The 19,564-nt window shown below is 36.4% G+C and carries 14 protein-coding genes and 2 pseudogenes; 9 read left to right on the top strand and 7 right to left on the bottom strand.

Features of this window, described 5'->3' with window-relative positions; all coding sequences use genetic code 11:
- Positions 1 to 35: 35 nt before the first annotated feature.
- The 3 genes from HUS24_RS16440 to HUS24_RS16430 all read right to left on the bottom strand — a co-directional run bounded on the left by HUS24_RS16440 (position 36) and on the right by HUS24_RS16430 (position 2,398).
- Positions 36 to 719, bottom strand: a complete 684-nt coding sequence (locus HUS24_RS16440) for a toxin-antitoxin system YwqK family antitoxin (RefSeq protein WP_254433891.1) — start codon at positions 717 to 719, stop codon at positions 36 to 38.
- Between the two features lie 174 nt (positions 720 to 893).
- Positions 894 to 1,637 (bottom strand): type III pantothenate kinase, encoded by a 744-nt coding sequence (locus tag HUS24_RS16435; protein WP_173913033.1) that lies wholly within the window; start codon positions 1,635 to 1,637, stop codon positions 894 to 896.
- The gene (locus HUS24_RS16430; RefSeq protein WP_173913032.1) at positions 1,634 to 2,398 is read right to left on the bottom strand and encodes a biotin--[acetyl-CoA-carboxylase] ligase; all 765 of its coding nucleotides are present in this window, start codon (positions 2,396 to 2,398) and stop codon (positions 1,634 to 1,636) included. The genes HUS24_RS16435 and HUS24_RS16430 overlap by 4 nt, the downstream gene beginning before the upstream one ends.
- A gap of 29 nt (positions 2,399 to 2,427) precedes the next feature.
- Here HUS24_RS16430 and HUS24_RS16425 point away from each other — a divergent pair, with 29 nt between their 5' ends.
- The 6 genes and pseudogenes from HUS24_RS16425 to HUS24_RS16400 all read left to right on the top strand — a co-directional run bounded on the left by HUS24_RS16425 (position 2,428) and on the right by HUS24_RS16400 (position 13,494).
- Positions 2,428 to 3,237: a sulfite exporter TauE/SafE family protein gene (locus HUS24_RS16425; protein ID WP_173913031.1), complete on the top strand. Its 810-nt coding sequence runs from the start codon at positions 2,428 to 2,430 to the stop codon at positions 3,235 to 3,237.
- Positions 3,238 to 3,677: 440 nt separating this feature from the next.
- On the top strand, positions 3,678 to 4,373 hold the full coding sequence (locus HUS24_RS16420; protein WP_173913030.1) for a GntR family transcriptional regulator: 696 nt from the start codon (positions 3,678 to 3,680) through the stop codon (positions 4,371 to 4,373).
- Between the two features lie 27 nt (positions 4,374 to 4,400).
- Complete coding sequence (gene smc, locus HUS24_RS16415) at positions 4,401 to 7,853, top strand: chromosome segregation protein SMC (protein ID WP_173913029.1); 3,453 nt, start codon at positions 4,401 to 4,403, stop codon at positions 7,851 to 7,853.
- Between the two features lies 1 nt (position 7,854).
- Positions 7,855 to 8,877 carry a cell division protein ZipA C-terminal FtsZ-binding domain-containing protein gene (locus HUS24_RS16410; protein WP_173913028.1) on the top strand — a complete coding sequence of 341 codons (1,023 nt, stop codon included), beginning with the start codon at positions 7,855 to 7,857 and terminating at the stop codon, positions 8,875 to 8,877.
- 236 nt (positions 8,878 to 9,113) lie between these two features.
- On the top strand, positions 9,114 to 11,138 hold the full coding sequence (gene ligA / locus HUS24_RS16405) for an NAD-dependent DNA ligase LigA (protein ID WP_173913101.1): 2,025 nt from the start codon (positions 9,114 to 9,116) through the stop codon (positions 11,136 to 11,138).
- A 245-nt stretch (positions 11,139 to 11,383) separates the two neighbouring features.
- Positions 11,384 to 13,494 (top strand): annotated as a pseudogene (locus HUS24_RS16400) (TonB-dependent receptor).
- Between the two features lie 185 nt (positions 13,495 to 13,679).
- On the opposite strand, the gene HUS24_RS16395 reads toward HUS24_RS16400, so the two are convergent.
- Together HUS24_RS16395 and HUS24_RS16390 are read right to left on the bottom strand one after the other, a co-directional pair.
- Positions 13,680 to 13,994 (bottom strand): hypothetical protein, encoded by a 315-nt coding sequence (locus tag HUS24_RS16395; RefSeq protein WP_173913027.1) that lies wholly within the window; start codon positions 13,992 to 13,994, stop codon positions 13,680 to 13,682.
- Between the two features lie 560 nt (positions 13,995 to 14,554).
- Positions 14,555 to 15,829, bottom strand: a complete 1,275-nt coding sequence (locus HUS24_RS16390; RefSeq protein WP_173913026.1) for an MgtC/SapB family protein — start codon at positions 15,827 to 15,829, stop codon at positions 14,555 to 14,557.
- Between the two features lie 798 nt (positions 15,830 to 16,627).
- Here HUS24_RS16390 and bfr point away from each other — a divergent pair.
- Positions 16,628 to 17,092, top strand: a complete 465-nt coding sequence (gene bfr / locus HUS24_RS16385; RefSeq protein WP_173913025.1) for a bacterioferritin — start codon at positions 16,628 to 16,630, stop codon at positions 17,090 to 17,092.
- 85 nt (positions 17,093 to 17,177) lie between these two features.
- Here bfr and HUS24_RS16380 read toward each other — a convergent pair whose 3' ends face one another.
- Both HUS24_RS16380 and HUS24_RS16375 read right to left on the bottom strand, forming a co-directional pair.
- On the bottom strand, positions 17,178 to 17,573 hold the full coding sequence (locus HUS24_RS16380) for a hypothetical protein (RefSeq protein WP_173913024.1): 396 nt from the start codon (positions 17,571 to 17,573) through the stop codon (positions 17,178 to 17,180).
- A gap of 2 nt (positions 17,574 to 17,575) precedes the next feature.
- Positions 17,576 to 18,142, bottom strand: a complete 567-nt coding sequence (locus tag HUS24_RS16375) for a peroxiredoxin (RefSeq protein WP_173913023.1) — start codon at positions 18,140 to 18,142, stop codon at positions 17,576 to 17,578.
- Positions 18,143 to 18,274: 132 nt separating this feature from the next.
- Between HUS24_RS16375 and HUS24_RS16370 the strand changes: the two are divergent.
- Both HUS24_RS16370 and HUS24_RS16365 read left to right on the top strand, forming a co-directional pair.
- Positions 18,275 to 18,598, top strand: a pseudogene (locus HUS24_RS16370) (DUF6176 family protein).
- Between the two features lie 83 nt (positions 18,599 to 18,681).
- Positions 18,682 to 19,401, top strand: coding sequence for a YqiA/YcfP family alpha/beta fold hydrolase (locus HUS24_RS16365; protein ID WP_173913022.1), 720 nt, complete (start codon positions 18,682 to 18,684; stop codon positions 19,399 to 19,401).
- Positions 19,402 to 19,564 lie beyond the last annotated feature (163 nt).

Genomic DNA, 19,564 nt, shown 5'->3' with positions numbered 1-19,564 from the left:
AGCCGTTTTTCTCACATGATCTGCTCGCAGAGTGATTAAATTTGACTATAAATTTGTTGAATAATTTCATCACTTTGTTCAATGTCTGAAATTACATTACCATTTTGATCCCAGACTTTACTGTCGATAATTTGAAAATCTTGCTCAGCATCCATTTTTAAATCAGCCGCAATTTTACCATTTTCATACCAGAGTTTTTGTAGAACTGTTTTTTCATCTATAAACTCGGTTTTTAAAGCAATTTGCCCATTAGGATAATAATTTTCAGATTTTCCTATAGCGACTTGATTTTGATAGGTGCTTTTAAATTCAACTTTTCCATTTTCATAATAGCCAACAACATCGCCATCAGTATATTGTCCTTCAAAGCTGTTTAAACCTTTAGGTTCAATCATCCAAAACGGATCAGTTTGTTTGTTATGACTATTTTGATAAAAGTCTTGTACTAAGAAACGGCCATTTTTGTCACGACCTAAAAGCTTACGATAGTAACCATTTTCAACGGGGGTAGCAGAGTAGCCGTGTCCTACGTTGCTATTGCAGCTACAGTTTTCCTCTTCACCTGCATCAGGTGTGAAATAAGCAATAATAGGCTGAGAGGTTGTGAGTTGCTGTTGTAATTCACTTGGAATATGTTGCGTTGTACTTTGTAAGTTTGCACAGCCTGTCATCATCAGCCCCATCAAGCTGGCAATAACGAATGGTTTTATTTTATTCATTTTGTATTTCCTTATATGATTATGAGTTTAAGAATAATTCGAGCTTTATAAGTAGTCTATACAAATTAAACATGTAATAAATTTCCTATAATTCATACAAAATAAGCAATACAAATCTTTTATTACATGTTTACTTAAAGTGTATTACTTATTTAAACTTTAAGTTTTAATACATCAAGCCTGATGCTCAATATAAATTTGTAAGCCTTTGAGCAGTAAATCAGGCTCAATATGTGGTGCATATTCTCCAAGAAATTGGGCAAATAATGGCGCATCACCACCTGTTAAAATGAGTTTACGTGGAGATTGTTTAAGCACATGCTGAATGGTACTGAGCAGACCTAAAAAAATGCCATGATGCACAGCATCAATGGTATTGCGTCCGGGACTGAGTTCCTCAAATGCCGCATCAGGAATTTTAATACCTTTGGTGTTTTGAATGAGTGAATCTCGTTGTAAGTACAGGTTTGGTACGATATAGCCGCCCAAGTGTTGTTTACCATGCGTAAGGTCAATAGTTAGTGCTGTACCACAACTAATTACACACAAATCTTCTTCGGCATTGGCAACTGCTAAAACTTGCAGCCAACGATCAATTCCGAGTTGTGTTGGATCATCATAACCACATTCTAGCCCCGCATATTCAGTATGTACTTTGGCAAAAGATACCGGTACACCGAGTAATTCTAAAATTTGCGCAATGCGCTGGTTATTTTTCTTATCTTGTACAGAAGAAATGCCGACTCGGACAATATCTAAATTTTTAAAGTGTTGAATCAAACCTAAAAGTAAGTCCGCAGGAGATTGTAAATGCAACTCTGCCACATGTTCTACAATGCTATTCGCTTCTGTTACCCAATATTTTAAACGGGTATTACCAATATCGAGCCACAGTTTTTTTTCATTTAATGTATTCATGCTTGATCTTGCTCCGCCAAACGTAAACGTCCTTGATAGACATTGAGCAAGCCTTGAGGGGTTTGTAGATTTACAGAACCATCATCACAAATGCCTTTGAAAATACCTTCTACATTGCCTTTAATCTGCTCAAAATGAACATTCTTGTCCATAAAGGCAGCATAGTGATTGAAACGTGAAGCAAGGTTATAGCAACCATGTTCAAACCATTGTCCCGCCTGTTGAATAGCAAGATATAATTCACTGATCATTTGGATACGATTAGGAAATTCTACACCGAGCTGTACGATTGAGGTGGCTTGTTGGTCGATTTGTTCTTGAGGTAAAGGTAATAAGTTAATTCCCACACCTACAATTGCTTCATTTGAAGAAATTGGTTCAACCAAAATACCGCCCCATTTGCCTTGTGTACTGTATAAGTCGTTAGGCCATTTGATTTGTAAATTATTTAAGTTCTTAAGACTCGGCATTTGTAGAATATTTAATGCTATTTCTAAAGCCAAACGTCCATCTATTGTTGTTTGGGTTTGTAACAATGTGCTTAAATAAATATTCCCGATCGGAGAAACCCATTCACGTTGATGCTGTCCTCGACCTTGAGTTTGTACTTCACTACAAACTAATACCGTTTTAATGCCTTTTTGAGCAATGTCACGAACATCATCATTGGTTGATGTAGTGCTATGTTTTAATAGCAAAATTTCAGGAAGTTGTTGTGCATTGGTCAGTAACTGACGTAAATGACGAGTTTCTAAATCCATGTTGAATAGAAGATAATGGAAGAATATTTATGGAGTTAATCATATATCTAGGGATTGGTGCAATCGCTGGTTTTGCTGCTGGGCTATTTGGTGTAGGTGGTGGCTTAATTATTGTACCGATTCTATATGTGGTTTTTACCCAAATGGGCTATGACCCTGCGGTGATTATGCACCTTGCGTTAGGGACTTCACTTGCCACCATTATCGTGACCTCGATTAGTTCCTTGATGGCACATCATAAAAATGGTGCTGTGCTTTGGGATGTGGTGAAAAATCTTGCACCAGGCTTAGTGCTCGGTTCATTTTTAGGGGCAGGTATCGCAGGTGTACTTTCAGGTGCAAACTTGCAATTGATCATTGGATTATTTGCGATTTGGGTTGCTTATAAAATGTTTAAGGGCGCAAATGTCAAAGTGGATCAGAGCAAACAATTACCTTCTACGCCGATGCAGATGTTAGCTGGTGGCGGTATTGGAATTGCTTCTGCAATTTTTGGGATCGGTGGGGGAAGTTTAACTGTACCCTATTTAAATAAAAATGGGGTAGTGATGCAAAAAGCGGTTGGCACATCTGCAGCATGTGGTTTACCGATAGCAATTGCAGGGGCGTTAGGCTTTATGTTTTTTGGTGCGAAAGAGCAAGTAAGTGTTCCAAACACGATTGGTTTTGTACATCTTTATGCTTTTATTGGCATTAGTATCATGAGTTTTATTACCGCAAAATTTGGTGCAAAAGTTGCACATGCACTTTCCCCAGCGATGCTGAAAAAGTGTTTTGCGTGTTTACTGACAACCATTGGTTTGTTCTTTATTTTTAAAGGTGTTTCCGCTTTTTTCTAACTAAAGTTTTAGAGATGAGTTGATGGATTATTGAGCGTGTATTTTTATATCATGGACTTCTTGCGTAAGTCATAAAATGTTCAAACTTTAGATTTAAAACCTATTGAAAATATTGTGAGTTCCTTCTCTTCTTGTGAGAGGGAAATCACGAGAGTTTTAGTATTGGAGCTGAATCAATAGGGAGCTAACTTTCGCAAAAGTTTTAAACTATTTGAGTAAATAGGATGTTATCGTTTAGTTTGAATAAAACACGATTGAACAATAAGAATATATTCAGCAAAAATTTAAAAATTTTTCTATTCATCGAAATCTAGGTGCAATTGGCTCAAAATCCAATAAAATTGTCTGACAATGACATAGAAATATCAGCATTGAACAGGTTAAATAAAAAACTCAATGATTGATATTGATCATAATAAAACAAATAAGATAGGATTTTTATGCATTTGGAAGAAGTCGAAAGCCTTTCAGAGCAAATCGCCAAACATATCAGTGAACAAATTATCAGTGGTGAGTTGGTCGAAGGGGAACGTATACAAGAATTACGCATTGCTAAAGAACTTGACGTGAGCCGTGGCTCAGTACGAGAAGCATTATTGTTGCTAGAGCGTACTCATTTAATTGAAATTTATCCAAGACGTGGTGCGATTGTTTCCGAAATGTCGCCGCAACAAGTCCGTGCTTTATTTGACACAAGTAGTTTATTTTTAGGGCAAATTGTACAGCGTATCAGCGAAACATGGCGTAACCACGAAGCAGAAGGTTTACAAAAGCTGATGCAACAACTCAATGAGCATGTCAAAAACAGCAATACCGAAAAATTTTATGACAGTATTTTTCAATATTTGGCTGAACAAGCAGATATGGTCGGCAATCCTTACCTAATGAAGTTTTATAAAGAATTGTTACCTTCTTTACGCAGAAGTTATTTTTTAACCTTAAATACCTCAAGACGTGAGCTACAAGAGGCTTTAGAACTGATAAAACTGGTGATTGATGCAATTTTAATCCGAAAATCACAACAAGCTACTTTATTTATGGAAGATTTTTGTCGACACTTGCGTAATCTCGTGTTGGAATCGCTAACACGTATGAAACAAATCGAACTCGCATGGGCGAGGAGATCACGTCGCTAAATGGCGTTGGCAAGTAACTAGGACATTATGCGTTTAAGCAGCTTAAAACTTTCAGGCTTCAAATCTTTTGCTGATAGTGCAACATTACAATTCAAAGCAAACCGTACTGCGGTCGTTGGCCCAAACGGTTGTGGTAAATCCAATGTGATTGATGCCATCCGTTGGGTAATGGGGGAGTCGAGCGCGCGTCAACTGCGTGGTGGCAGTATGCAAGATGTCATTTTTACAGGAACGAGCAAACGTAAACCTGTAGGGATGGCAAGTGTAGAGCTACGTTTTGAAAATACCTATGGCAAGCTCGGTGGCGCATACAATGCCTATAGTGAATTAGCGGTTCGGCGTCAGGTCAACCGAGATGGCAAATCTGAATATTTTTTAAATGGCACCAAATGTCGTCGTCGTGATATTACTGATATTTTCTTGGGAACAGGTTTAGGGCCGCGTTCATATGCCATTATTGAACAAGGTATGATTAACCGTTTGGTGGATGCCAAACCTGAAGAAATGCGTGTCTTTATCGAAGAAGCGGCTGGGGTTTCTCGTTATCAAGCGCGTCGTAAAGAAACGTTGCAACATCTAGAACATACCACGCAGAACTTAGAACGTTTAGAAGATATTTCCAGTGAATTACAGTCACAACTCAAAACCTTAAAGCGTCAGTCTGAATCTGCGGTGCAGTACAAAACATTAGAAACGCAAATTCGCACTTTAAAAATTGAGATTTTATCTTTTCAATGTGAACAAAGTTTTCGTTTACAAGAACAATATTCGATAGAAATGAATGAATTGGGCGAACATTTTAAGTTGGTTCGTTCAGATATGAGCACGTTGGAGCATGATCTTGCCGCTACGAGTGAGTTATTTCAACGGCTGATTCAACAATCCTCACCCTTGCAACAAGAATGGCAATTGGCAGAGAAAAAACTGTCTGAATTAAAGATGACTTTAGAGCAAAAGCAGACTTTATTTCAACAAAATTCAGAAATGGTTGGACAATTACAACAACAAAAAGTTCAAACCAAAGAACGTATCCAACTGCTTGAATTACAATTGGATACTTTATTTGCGCAGGTTGATGAGCAAAGCCAAAATTTACAACAATTAGAGTCTGAAACCCAACTTGCTCAGCAAAGTGGTGTAGATTTAAAAGCGCAGCAAATCGAAGCACAACAACAATTTGAACAGATCAAAACTCAGGTTGAAAAACAGCAACAACAAAAAGCACAAATGCAGGCACAGATTGAGCATTTAAGTAAAAATGTCAGCCGACTTGAGCAGCAAAAAGATACGTTGAAACAACAGGTTGTACAGATTCAAAATCAATTTCAAAACGAAGATTTAAGTCAATTTGTGCAAGAGAAAAGTTCAATTCAAGCGCAGACTATTGTGTTGGAAAATGAAATTATTGAACTTAAAACACAATCTGAGCAAGCGCAGGAACAGTACAATCACCAGAAAATAGTTTGTGCCAATCTAAAAGCTGAGATTCAGGTCTTACAATCTGAACAAAAAAATCTTAATCAATTGATGGCAAAAACTAGCCTCAAAATAGATAGCAATGCTGTACCGTTGATGCAAGTTTTACAGTTGACTGAGCAAGGTAAAGCCCATGCACACCTTGTAGAAAAATTTTTAGCAAAATGGTTGTCGGCACATCTTATCGATGCGCAGCTTGATTTTGCTGAAAGTGCCGCACGTCAGCTTAAAGCATCTGATGCACAAGCGCAGATTCAACTGAATGATTTAACGTGTTTAGCAGATTGGATTGAAACACCACAAAACTCATTGTGGAATCAAGTCGCAATTGCTGAAAATTTAGCGCAAGCTTTAGCTACACAAAAGCAGTTAACTGCTGGACAAAGTATTCTGAGTCTTGATGGTTATCATGTGGGACAAGATTGGGTGATTGGACTGTTCTATGATGAAGCCAGTCAAGCAGCACAAGGGGCGCTCAGCCATCGGATTCGTTTAGATGAAATTGAGCAAAAACTTGTTGAATTACAACCGCAGTTGACGGCTGCAGAAGTATTATTACCTCAAGTACAACAACAGATTGCTGCGTTAAAAACACAATTACAACAGCAACAAGAACAACTAAAATCACAGCAAAAACAGTTGCAAAGTGTTGATGTGCAGATCGCCAAACAGCAAAGTGCAAGCCAAGCTTTTGATTTACAAAAGCTACAGCTCAATCATCAATTACAACAGTTGGATGAGCAGCTTGAAGAAGATGCCATGCAAAAAGATGATTTGGACATTGATTTGCACGCTTTGCAATTTAAACTTGAGCAAAATCTGCCTGAATATAAAACTTGGCAATATAAACTTGATCAGCTCAATGAACAGTTAGAAGCACAGCAACAGGCAGCACAAAGCAAACAACAAAATTTAGAAGCGACACGTCGTTTGTTGGAACAAAATAAACAACAAACAGAGTTATTAGAAAAAGATCTAAATTTTTCTAAAGTACAGTATCAACAAGTCTTGGCACAAATGGAGCAAGCTAAAAAATTTGTTGATCCGATTCAGCTCGAATTGCCAACGCTACAAACACAATATACAGAACAATCACAACTGACTGAGAAGTTGCAAAAAACTTGGGCAGAATGGCAAGTTGAGTTAAATAGTGTACAAGCGAAACAGCAAAATCTTACTGAAATGCGCCATTTACATCAGCAAAATGATGAAAAATTACGTACGCAGTTAGAAGAAAAACGTTTGGCATGGCAAGTGGCAAAGTCTGACTTACAACATTATTCAGAACAGCTCAATGATCTAAATGCCAAAGTCAAACAAGGTCTTAGCATTGATATGGCGAGTCATCAACAAAATCTAGAAAAAGCGCAACGTCAGTTTGAAAAATTAGGTGCGGTAAATTTAGCAGCATCAGAAGAATATTTAGAAGTATCGCAGCGTTATGAAGAACTCAGCCATCAAATGCAAGACTTGGAAAATACTGTTGAGCAACTCAAAAATGCCATGAAAAGTATTGACCAAGAAACTAAAAAATTATTTATGAATACCTTTGATCGGGTCAATGCCGAACTCAAACATTTATTCCCTAAAGTATTTAATGGTGGTGAAGCCAGTTTAAGCCTTGAAGATGACTGGCAATCAGGTGTTAAATTAATGGCACGTCCACCAGGTAAACGTAACAGTTCACTGGCATTATTGTCAGGGGGCGAAAAAGCACTCACTGCGTTGGCATTAGTGTTTTCTATTTTTAGATTAAATCCTGCGCCTTTTTGCGTGTTGGATGAAGTAGATGCACCATTAGATGATGCGAATGTAGGAAGATTTTGTAATTTGGTAAAAGAGCTTTCTGAACAAGTACAATTCATTTACATTACGCATAATAAAGTTGCAATGACGATGGCAACCGATTTGCTGGGTGTGACGATGCCCGAACCGGGAACATCAAAACTCGTCACTGTAAATTTGGAAGAGGCAAAAGAATACGGTTTAGCCGCGGAGTCTTAGTATGGAAATCACCACAATCGTTGGGATTGTTGTTGCAGTCATTATTATTCTTATTGGTCTAAGAATGGTTTTACGCAAATCAGATGATACAGCACCTTCTTTAGAATCAGAGTTACACATTAACTCAGAAAGTAATCAGCCTGTTATTCCACGTCATGTTCGTGATCAACTTCAAGCCGTTCCTGTAAAAGAAACAGCGCGTGTTGAACCTGACTTACACAATTTAGATGCAGCACCTATTGCTGAAGCAGCCCAAGGGATAGAAAAAGAACAAACTGTTACTACACCTACTACACCAGTGACAGCATCTGAAACCCATTCAGGCAGCCTTGAAAATAAAACTGCGGAAGTCGAAAAAGAAACAACTGTTGAAGCTACAACAGTTGAAAAAACAGATGATGCTGAAAATACGATAGAAAATAATCAAAATGCTGAACAAACAGAAGCTACGGAAACCACAGAACTTAAAACAGAAGAGTTTAGTTTAAATCCAAATATTGAAACGGCTGAAATCAAAGACTTTGATGAAGAAAGCAGTATTTTAGATGTACATTTACATGAGCAACAACGTTTTGATGATGAAAGCAGTTTAGCCAATGCGGAAAGTATCATTGCTTTGAATGTTTATCCAAACCCACGTAAAGCACTGTCTGGCGATAAAACCTTAAAAGTTTTACTTAAATACGGCTTACGTTTTGGTGAGCTTTCATGTTTCCATCGTTATGACAATATTGATGAGCCAAGTCCGTTAATGTTCTCTGTATTACGCATTACTGATGAAGGCCCAGCAGGATTTGACCTTGAAACGTTGTCGACGGAACAAGTCAAAGGTTTAGCATTTTTCTTGGCGTTGCCACATAGCAATGTACAAAAAGGTTTTGATACCATGGCAAGCATTGCAGGCTTAATTGCTCGTGAAGTGGATGGCACGGTATATGATGAGAATAACCTAGAATTTACGCCACAGTTAAAAGAACATTGGCGTCATAAAGCCATCGATTATCGTTCAACACAAGAAGCTTAAAACATAAATTTATGTCATCAAAATCCCGCCATAAATATATGACGGGATTTTTTTATTTGGTTGAATTGTTGAAAATACAAAAATAATGGCTGTTAATTCAGCTTAAGATATTGAAACGACAAAAACTGTCGTTAAGCGCATAGCATTTACTTATTTCATGCAACAAAATTCATTTATAATTGCGATCAAACTTATTTAGGGCGGACTTTTCGCCTATGTCTATGGTGAAAAACTATATGGATAAAACTGCCGTAATTTCTCAGATGCGTCAATTGATCCAAATCTTGGCAAAACACAATCATGCTTACTATGTCATGGATCAACCGAGCATTGCTGACAGTGAATATGATCAACTCTTTCATCAGCTTAAAGCATTGGAAGAACAGTACCCAGATTTGGTTCAGGCGGATACCCCAACGCTTAAAGTAGGCGGTAAAGCCTTATCAAAGTTTGAAAGTATTACCCATACTGTGCCGATGTTGTCTTTGGGAAATGTGTTTAATCAAGATGAGTTATTTGCTTTTGCAAGACGTATCGAAGAACGTTTGCCCAACCAAGTAATTCAATATGATGTTGAACTCAAATTTGATGGTTTAGCTATTTCACTGTGGTATGAAAATGGTGTGCTGGTTCGTGGTGTGACACGGGGCGATGGCGAAACAGGCGAAGTCATTACCCATAATGTCAAAACTATTCGCAACTTACCCAAAGTCCTCAGTTCTGCCAACGCTGAAATTCCACGTTTGTTGGAAGTGCGTGGTGAAGTGTTGATGCCAAAAGCAGGTTTTGAAAAGCTTAATGCTGAAAATGAAGCCAAAGGTGAAAAAACTTTTGCCAATCCTCGTAACGCCGCAGCAGGTAGCTTGCGCCAACTCGATCCAAATATTGCCGCTTCACGTCCATTGGCTTTTTATGCCTATGGGATCGCACAGTGCGAACCGCATCATGGCTTAACCAAAATGTCAGAGAGTTTAGAATGGTTGAACCACTTTGGTTTTGCCATTGGTGAGCAGCATTTTGTATGTAACAGCATCCAAGAAGTACAAGAAAAATACGACCAAATTAATCAACAGCGTGCAAGTTTATCTGTTGAAATTGATGGTATGGTGGTCAAAGTCGATGACCTTAAACAACAAAAACAATTAGGTTTTTTAAGTCGTGAGCCTCGTTGGGCAACTGCGTATAAATTCCCTGCGGTTGCTGCATTAACGACCATTGAAAATATTGATTGGCAAGTGGGACGTACAGGAACTTTAACCCCTGTGGCACGTTTAAATCCTGTAGCAGTCGGTGGTGTGACAGTTTCCAATGTCACTTTGCATAATATTGGGGAAATTCACCGTTTGGATGTACGCATTGGCGATACCGTTAGCGTGTATCGTAGTGGTGATGTGATTCCTAAAGTTGAAAAAGTATGGTTAGAATTTCGTCCAGATAACCTTGTCGAAGTAACCTTACCTGAGAGTTGTCCAGTGTGTGCCTCACCTGTCGTAATGCCTGAAGGCGAAGCTTTGGCTCGTTGTTCAGGGGGACTTTACTGTTCGGCACAACGTATCGAAGCGATTCGCCACTTTGTTTCACGTAAAGCGATGGATATTGAAGGTCTGGGAGATCGCTGGGTGGAGTCTTTACTACATTTGGATTTACTCAAAGATGTATCTGATATTTACCATTTACATGAACACCGTGAAAAGCTTTTAACCATTGAAAAAATGGGTGAAAAATCCGTTCAAAATTTATTTGATGCGATTGAAAATAGTAAGAAAACTTCTTTGGCTGCATTTATCTATGCGCTTGGAATCCGAGGAGTAGGGGAAAATACCTCAAGAATGTTGGCACAGACATTCCAAACGTTTGAAGCTTTACGTCAAGCTGATTTGGAGGCGTTGAAGAAAACCCCAGATGTTGGTGACATTACTGCGGAATGGATTGTTGACTTCTTTCAAGCACCGCACAATCTTGAGGTGATTGATCGTTTATTGGCAGCAGGTATTCATTGGGATGCACCAACAGCACCGACCCGTCAGCCTTTAAATGGTGAAAGTTGGGTGATTACAGGAACATTAGCCACGATGGGGCGTGATGATGCAACACAAATATTGCAAGCTTTAGGCGCACGGGTGAGTGGCAGTGTTTCTAGCAAAACTAAATGTGTGGTGGCTGGCGAAAAAGCGGGTTCTAAGCTTGAAAAGGCTGAAAAATTGGGTGTTCCAGTGTTGAGTGAAGAACAGTTTTTAGCGTTTGTGCAACAATACCAATAAGATATTCATCCAATTGGGAGAGTTTAAGCTCTCCTTTTTTATTGTTAAAAATAATCAATTAAACTTATTTTTATAAATGAGAATAGTATTCATTATTGTTAATTTAGATAAAAGTTCATATCAATCATATATTACAATATTTAACATAAATAATTATGAATATAATAATCATTCTCATTATTTTTTTATGTGTTTAACTATGTTTTCATTTTCAAAAAGTATTAGCCAGTTCAATTGGACTTGCCATGATGACAAGCACTTTAAGCACTTTTGTATGGGCGGAAGATGATGTTGCAACTTTGCCCACAGTTTTACAAGCACGAAAACCAAAAAAGATGAGACTTTTGCCAATGGTCAACTTAAACAACAAACCCATTTAGGTCCATTAGGCAACAAAAAAATTGTAGATACACCTTTTACGATAGCAGCATATAGTGAAAAACTGATACAAGAACAACAAGCTGCTACGGTTGCTGAAGTTCTTAAAAATGATCCAAGTATTCGTATCACGACCAATCAAGGGCATTTAAATGAAAATTTTAAAATCCGTGGATTTGATGTGAATCATGAAGATATGTCTTATAACGGATTTTATGGTGTTGCACCGTATGGACGTATTCCCACTGAGTTTTTAGAAAATGTCACAGTGTTAAAAGGACCAAATGCCTTAGTCGCTGGTGTTGCACCGACTGGAAGTGTGGGTGGTGTTGTGGTTGCCAATTCAAAACGTGCTGACAAAGAACTTACTCAAGTGTCAGCATCTTTTGAAGATGGGGGCTATTATCAATCTGGTTTTGATATTGCTCGTCGTTTTGGTGAAAACAAAGAATTTGGTATTCGTGTAAATGGTGTATATGGACAAGGTGAGCATATCATCGACGCAATGGATGACCGTCATATTTCAGGGGCAATTGCTGCCGACTATAGTACTGATAAAATAAAAATTAATTTTGACTCATATGCAATAAAAGATAACCGTAAAGGTGGTTCACCTGCGATGATTGCAATGGGGGTTAAAAATGCGGATAAACAAGGCATTGACCAAGTACTTTCAGCACCAGCAGGGGATTTAAATTATTTTCCATATTTACAAGGAAATACCCAAAGTAATTTTGTAGGATTATCAGGAGAATATAAATTCACACCTGATATTAAAGCATTTGCTGGTGTGGGTTATGTAGAAAAACAATACGCAGGACATTTATTTGGTACACGTATGATCGTGACCAATGTCGATGGTTCAGCAAGTTCGCAATATTATCGTGTAGGTTCACAAGAAAAAAATACTGTTGCGAATGCTGGATTTGAAGCGAAATTTGCTACGGGTTCGATCCAGCATACTTTGGGTTTAAGAGCAGATTATTTAAATCGAAAATATAGCCAACATAAAGCACAAGGTGCAACACCAGTTCCATTTAATACTAATATTTATCATCCTGTTCATGCGGGAAATATGCCAAACCAGAAGCCAACGATTTCTCCATTTGGTGATAATGATTATGTAAGTTATACATTAACAGATCAACTTTCTATGCTGGATGATCGTTTACAATTGATTCTTGGAGCTCGTTACCAAGACATTGATACTAAAAATTTGCATAAAAATACTGCCTATAGTGAAGACAAAGTTTCTCCAAGTTTAGGCATTGTAGTGAAACCATTCGGTGAGAGCCTTTCACTTTATGCAAGTTATGTAGAGGGATTATCTGAAGGTGTGGACATTTCAGATATTACTTATCCAACAGCAACAAATAAAGGTGAAACCTTAGCACCATTCCAAACTGAACAATACGAAGTTGGTGCTAAATATCAAGCGGGTAAGTGGTTAAATACCTTAGCACTTTTCCAAATTGAAAAGCCTAATGTTTATCAAGATACTATAACTAATGAGGTGAAAGATGATGCAGAAACACGCTCACGTGGTGTGGAATGGGCTGTTTCAGGTGAAATTGTCAATGGTTTAAATTTGATGGCTAATGTTGCATATACTGAAGCTGAAATCACCAAAGCTTTAGCAAACGAGGGTAATACAGTCTATGGTGTTCCTGAGTGGACAGCTTCTTTAGGTTTGGATTATGCAATTCCATTTGTTGATGGTTTAAATGTGAATACTCGTATCAACTATGTCGGTAAACAATATATGAATAATGCCAACAGCTTAGAATTACCTGATTATACAATTGTTGATGTGGGCGCACGTTATAAAACTCAACTAGGTGGCGTAAATACCACTTTCCTTGCTAACGTGGATAATGTGACAGACAAAAAATATTGGGAAGGCATGTTTACTGCGGAAAACTATGCGTTAGTAGGAGGCGCACGAACTTATAAGCTTGGTGTAAGTTTTGATTTCTAAGTTTTAGTTTCTAATTTTTAGTTGATTTAGACCTATTTCTCATCAGAGCCATAGGTCTAGGTGCTTTTAGAACAATTGATCTCTGCTATTAAACTGTGTGTAAAATCAAAAATAATAGAATTTCTGATTTAACTTAGACATTTTGTCTACTTAAAAGCATAGCAATTTAAAAGTACATTCATCTATTAATTACATTGGAAGGTTACTTTTGCAACGCCATTAATCCATAAATGTGACGCTGTTTCATTTTTAATTACTTTTAATGATTTATTTTGCTTAGCACAAAAATCTGTCGCATTTTTAATTGCGTAGCTTTCAGCACCACCTTTACGTCCAGCACCTGGAGCTGCTTCAACTTCAGCCACATAGTGTCCATTATCATCCTGTTTAATATTTGCTTGATAAGTTAAACCTAGTCCTTTTACTTGTGTCTTATCGTTGCTAACAGCACAAGCTGAAAAAAATACAATAACTAAAGGTAATATAAGTAACTTATTCATATTAAAACTCACTAGAAAATTCAAATTTTTTAGATAAAAAAACCTGCATCGATTGTGTATTGATACAGGTGTGATTTTTATCTTATTAAATTATAATTTTGTTATAATTAAATGTAAATCACATTTTTTTAATAAACTGATATTTATCTCACGCTATTTATATATTATTTTGTTTTTTAATAATATTTTTTTCAAAAAAGCTCATCTTTCGATGAGCTTTTTGTTATATAAGACGTTCTAAGCCAAAAGATATATTCCCAATCAAATACACGAGCGTCGTAAGTAATACAAACATTAAAAAAAAGAACATGTAGTTAATGTATCTAGGAATCATATTATTTCTCCGTATTATTATTGTTCTTTTTTTATACAACTTCTCCTGTGATTATTCAATATTTATAACAATAAAAAGTTTTGATATTTATATATAAATTTCTAATATCAAAAATTAAAAACAGTTTGCGAAGTTGTTACATAGTTTGAGATAGACTTACTTTGGTTTTATAAATTAATTAGTAAAATCATAATCCTAATTTATGCTTATATCTTAAAACTTAAGCCTAAAATTGCTGAATAACCATCCAAAACACTGCGATTAAAATTAGCATATGCAGTATTTGTGCAGGGGCAAAATATAGAAAATATTTCTTTCCGCCAGTTAAAAAAGCATTAATGCTTTTAGAAAATGCGTGTGCAGTCAAACCAATCATCAAAGCATATACCAAAGTCATCTGTTGAGGTGTTCCTTGAAGCACAACCGTTGCCATTGCAGCATGTACTTCAAATAAAGAAGCAAAAAATGTCGCAATAATCAACCCTTTATCACCGAATAATAGATTCAAGCCATATACTGCTACTTGAATCACGGTTAGGGTGATGACAATGATTAAGGCTTTTTTAATACTAAACATACGGCTGTCCATATGTGTAGCCTTAGTTTGAATCGCAGCCTGTTGATCCGTTGTTGTTTTAGATAAGTGAATTAATAACAATGCAAAGATTAGCAGCACTGTAATCCCCATAATGCAAGGAAACAGCAATACCTTAAACCAAGCGAAATTAATTCCTGCCACAATAATGAGCAGCTGTAACAACGTTGCCACACAAGAAATTAATCCCGCACCTGCATTCGACTTAGCGTCGGCTTGACCTGAACGTACTTCCATTCCCAAACTGGCAATAGTGGCAGTACTAGAAACGAAACCCGATGCTAAAGATGACAGCATGAGAGCTTTATTGTTGGGTAAGAGTCGTTTAGCAATATGCGCCAAAGTCTGTACACTCAAAATCATGATCAGCAGTTTTAAGATCACATAAGGGTTCAGCACCGTACCCCACATCGCCTCATTTGGCATCAGGGGCAGCGCAATTAAAATCAGTGCTAGTAAAAACAAACCATCACGTAGTTCATAGTGCTGAATCCAATTGCCAGCAAAATAATGCAATGAATGCTTAGCCATTAAAATCAAACACAAAACAACGGATAACCCTGCTGCTAGTGGGATATTAAATACACATAATGCACCAATAAAATAGGTCATTAAAAATGCCAGTTCAGTGGTGGTACCAATATCTTGGGTTTGTTTGATGAGGCTATAAACACAAAAAACCGTTACTGAAAATGCACCAAATATTCCTACTGCAAGATGTAGTAAAAAACATACCGCTCCAAGTAAAGCACAAATAGCAAATGAACGCAGTCCAGCAAAACTGGGTGTATTTTCTTTAAGATTATTTCTTTCTCGCTCTAAGCCAATTAATAATCCACAACCTAAAGCAGAGGCCATCACGCTCAATAATGTTTGAAAGGATAAATCAAGTAATACAGTATTCATCGTGCGCCCTCTTAAAAGGTGATTATCACAACATCAAAAAATGATGGCTATACACAATTCAACGTTCCATCCAACGCTGTGTAGCCAATAAACCTACTCCTTTAGATATATTTAATTGATTTAGCCTAGTGTATTAGATGTTTTTCTTCGAGTTTCAGCACGATGTTTAATTGATTATTTAAATGGGTTTAAACTTACTCTAATATTTTTGATTCCTGAGTAAACTGTTAACCAGTTTATATTTAAAAGCTGACTTTCTAAATGAAGTAATAATCCAATATTAACTGAAGAAATCGGTTGTGTTCTTAGCAATATGATTTTATCTAAATGTTAAAAATCATTATATAAGACAAAGATATAAGACGATTAAATAAAGTAATAATAATTTTTTGAGAGTGAAAAGTTTTTAGATCTTGCTATCCTTTTCTAAATATTAAGCAATAATTTTATCTAAAAGTATTTAAGTTGGATGAGTAGGGGGAGTCATGAGTTTTCTATACGTCGTGTGCATGAAAATAGGAATACGATTGTGTATTTTGTCACTTAAAATAAATGAAATAAGACCCATTCCTAATCGTTACAAATCTTAAAATAGAGTAATTTGCTCGGATTGATAAATTTATCAACGCTCAAAAGTTTGCAAGGGCTTATTTTTTATCTAGAAAATTTATGAATGTGACTGTAAATGCGTATGTTTCTCATTTTAATTTTATAAAAATCATAAACTTACACATTTTATTTTTTGCATTGTTGAAAAAACTTGTCCATAATGTCGCGAAAGAGTATGGAGTAATTGAAATGCGTGGCAATCCAGAAGTTATAGACTATCTAAATATGTTGATCGGTGGTGAACTGGCTGCTCGTGATCAATATCTTATTCATTCTCGTATGTATGAAGATTGGGGCTTGAGCAAAATCTATGAACGTATTGACCATGAAATGCAAGAAGAAGCATCTCATGCAGATGCGTTGATCCGTCGCGTCTTGTTCCTTGAAGGTACACCGAACATGAACCGTGATGACATTGTTACTGGTGAAGATGTGGTGACATGTTTAAAAGCAGATTTGGCACTTGAGTATCATGTGCGTGATAAGTTGGCGCAAGGTGTGAAACTTTGTGAGGAAAAAGGCGATTACGTAACCCGTGATATGCTTCGTCAGCAAATGAATGATACTGAAGAAGATCATACGTATTGGCTTGAAAAACAGCTTCGTTTGATCGAGTTGATTGGCTTGCAAAATTATATTCAATCGCAAATGTAAGATTGCTTTGTTCACTCCTTCTCCTTGAGGAGAAGGTTGGGATGAGATGAAATAAAAGCCTTTAGATGCATGTCTAAAGGCTTTTTTATTGGTTGAATGTAAATTGTTGAGTTTGTATATTGAAAATATATTGCTCACCAAATTCTTTGGTGAATAAAATCTTATTATCTGAAATTTGAACAATATTGATAATCCACCAAATATTTTGTGGATCACGATAATATTCATCATATTGTTTACTTGCCTGATTGTAGCTATACGATTTGAAAGGTTCATTTAAATAATAGACGATGAAACCACAGCCTGCGCATACACACCAATTTTGATTTTTATCAATGATTGCGACTTTAGGATCACCATAAAAATCCCCAATAATAATTTCACCATGTTTACCCTGATTTTTTGTTATTGTTAAATAAACTGTTTCAAAGAGATGAGTAATTATATAATTTTCTGAAATTGCTAATAATTGATTCATCATAATCATTCCTTAGAAAATTTCTGAATATCCTCCAAAACTTTGCCTGCATGAGTTTGAGTATTTACACTGCTATAGTGATAAACAATTGTACCTTTAGGGTCAATCAGGAAAGTTTCTCTCTTAGCAATTTTAGCAATTCCCAAATTACGAACTACACCCATTTTGTCTGCCAGTTCACGCTTTTCATCGGCTAAAATCGGAAATGGTAAATTTAACTTCTCAGAAAATTTTTGATGTGATGCGACATCGTCTAAACTTGCACCTAAGACCACTGCATTATTTTTTAAAAATTGTGGATATAAGGCTTTGAATTGATTCGCTTCTTGCGTGCAGCCAGACGAGTCATCTTTAGGGTAGAAATATAAAACGATCCATTTCCCTTTATATTGTTTTAATTCATGCCATTTTGAATTTTGATCTTGTAATCTAAAATTTGGTGTAGGTTTGCCTATCCATTGTTTTTGCGCTAATGAGGTAAAAATAGAACTTTCTGCATAAGTATTTGCGTTTAAAGTAAATAGTGACAATGTAGCGAGCATTCCAATCGCAAAAAATTGAACAGTTTTCATCAAGCATGTCCGTGAAGGCGTTGAGTTTGATCTTAGCAAAAATTTCGATGGTTGCACGATGTAAAATGTTTGTATTTATTCCAAATTATTTTATGCTTTATTTTCTTTAAAAATAAATACAAAGAGAACATGATGGATGTTGGCGCTGTACTCATCAAACTAAAAACCAATAGCATGCAAAATGTCAAAGCATGGCAAGCCGAGTTGAATACCCGAAAAACCGAAGCAATTGAAACCCTGAAAGCTGAAGGGGTATGTGTTGAATCTTAGTTTCATGTCGAGCTTGAAGGACAAGATTATCTGATTGCTTATATGCGAGCAGATGATATTCAAAAAGCACAGCAAATTGGACGTGAAAGTCAGTTTCCAATTGATGCAATGCATAAAGCTTTTAAGCAAAATTGGGAAAAGAGTTGTAAAGGAACTTTGTTGGTGGATTTGGAAAATGCTGAATAGAGATCGTTATTTGAATTTAATCGATTAAATTGCTTCATCAAGTTTTATACTAAGCCTAATTTTTTAATTTAATCGAGTTTGTATTGAATCAACGTATTTTACTTATCACAGGTTGGGGCGGTGGCACGAAACTGTTGAACCCACTTCAACAAGCTTTGCAAAGCAGAGGGCATCAGGTTGATCTGATTAATATTTTCAATGCCTTAGATGAGCAAGAATTACAACACCAAACAGAAAACGCTAAAAACTATGATGTGATCATCGGTTGGTCTTTAGGTGGACAACTTGCCACAATCTTAGTTGATCAGATTTCCAAGCGTTATCAGCAACAAAAAGTATTAATTACTTTGGCTTCTAATCCCTGTTTTGTTGCTAATGCTACATGGCAAACAGCAATGAGCCAGTCGGCATTTCAAAACTTTAAACAATCCTTTGAGCATGATGCGATTGCAACTTTAAAGAAGTTTGGTTTTATGGTTTGTCAGGGAACTGCGACCACCAAACAAGATTTTTTAATTTTACAAAGTTTGATACAAGCACAAAATTTAGACCGACTAAAACAAGGATTAGTATGCTTAGAAAAATTAAATAATGTCAGCATCTTAAAAAATTACATGGGTCATCAATATCATGTGTTAGCAAAACAAGATTATTTAGTTAGCTACAAAGTTTTAGAAAATCTTCAAAACTTAGATGCAAAGTTTTTAAAAGCTGAACTGGTGAGTGGTTCACATGGCTTTTCAGTTTTTCAATCTGACAGCCTAACTGACAAAATATGCCAATATTTGGAAAAAATAGAATGATCAGTCAGATTACTGGTAAATATCGCAATTTCTTTTTTAGGCATGCAGGTTTAATATTTCAAAAATTAAATTAAAAACTTTTCATCCTTGTTTATTCCTCATTATTTTTCTTCCATAGGGAGAAATAACAATAAATGATGAAAAGTTTTAATATCGTTGTCAG

Origin of the sequence: Acinetobacter sp. Marseille-Q1618 (assembly GCF_902809855.1) — a bacterium.
Lineage (GTDB): Bacteria > Pseudomonadota > Gammaproteobacteria > Pseudomonadales > Moraxellaceae > Acinetobacter.
The sequence above is the reverse complement of the archived record's forward strand: the minus strand, read 5'-3'. Positions and strand labels throughout refer to the sequence as shown.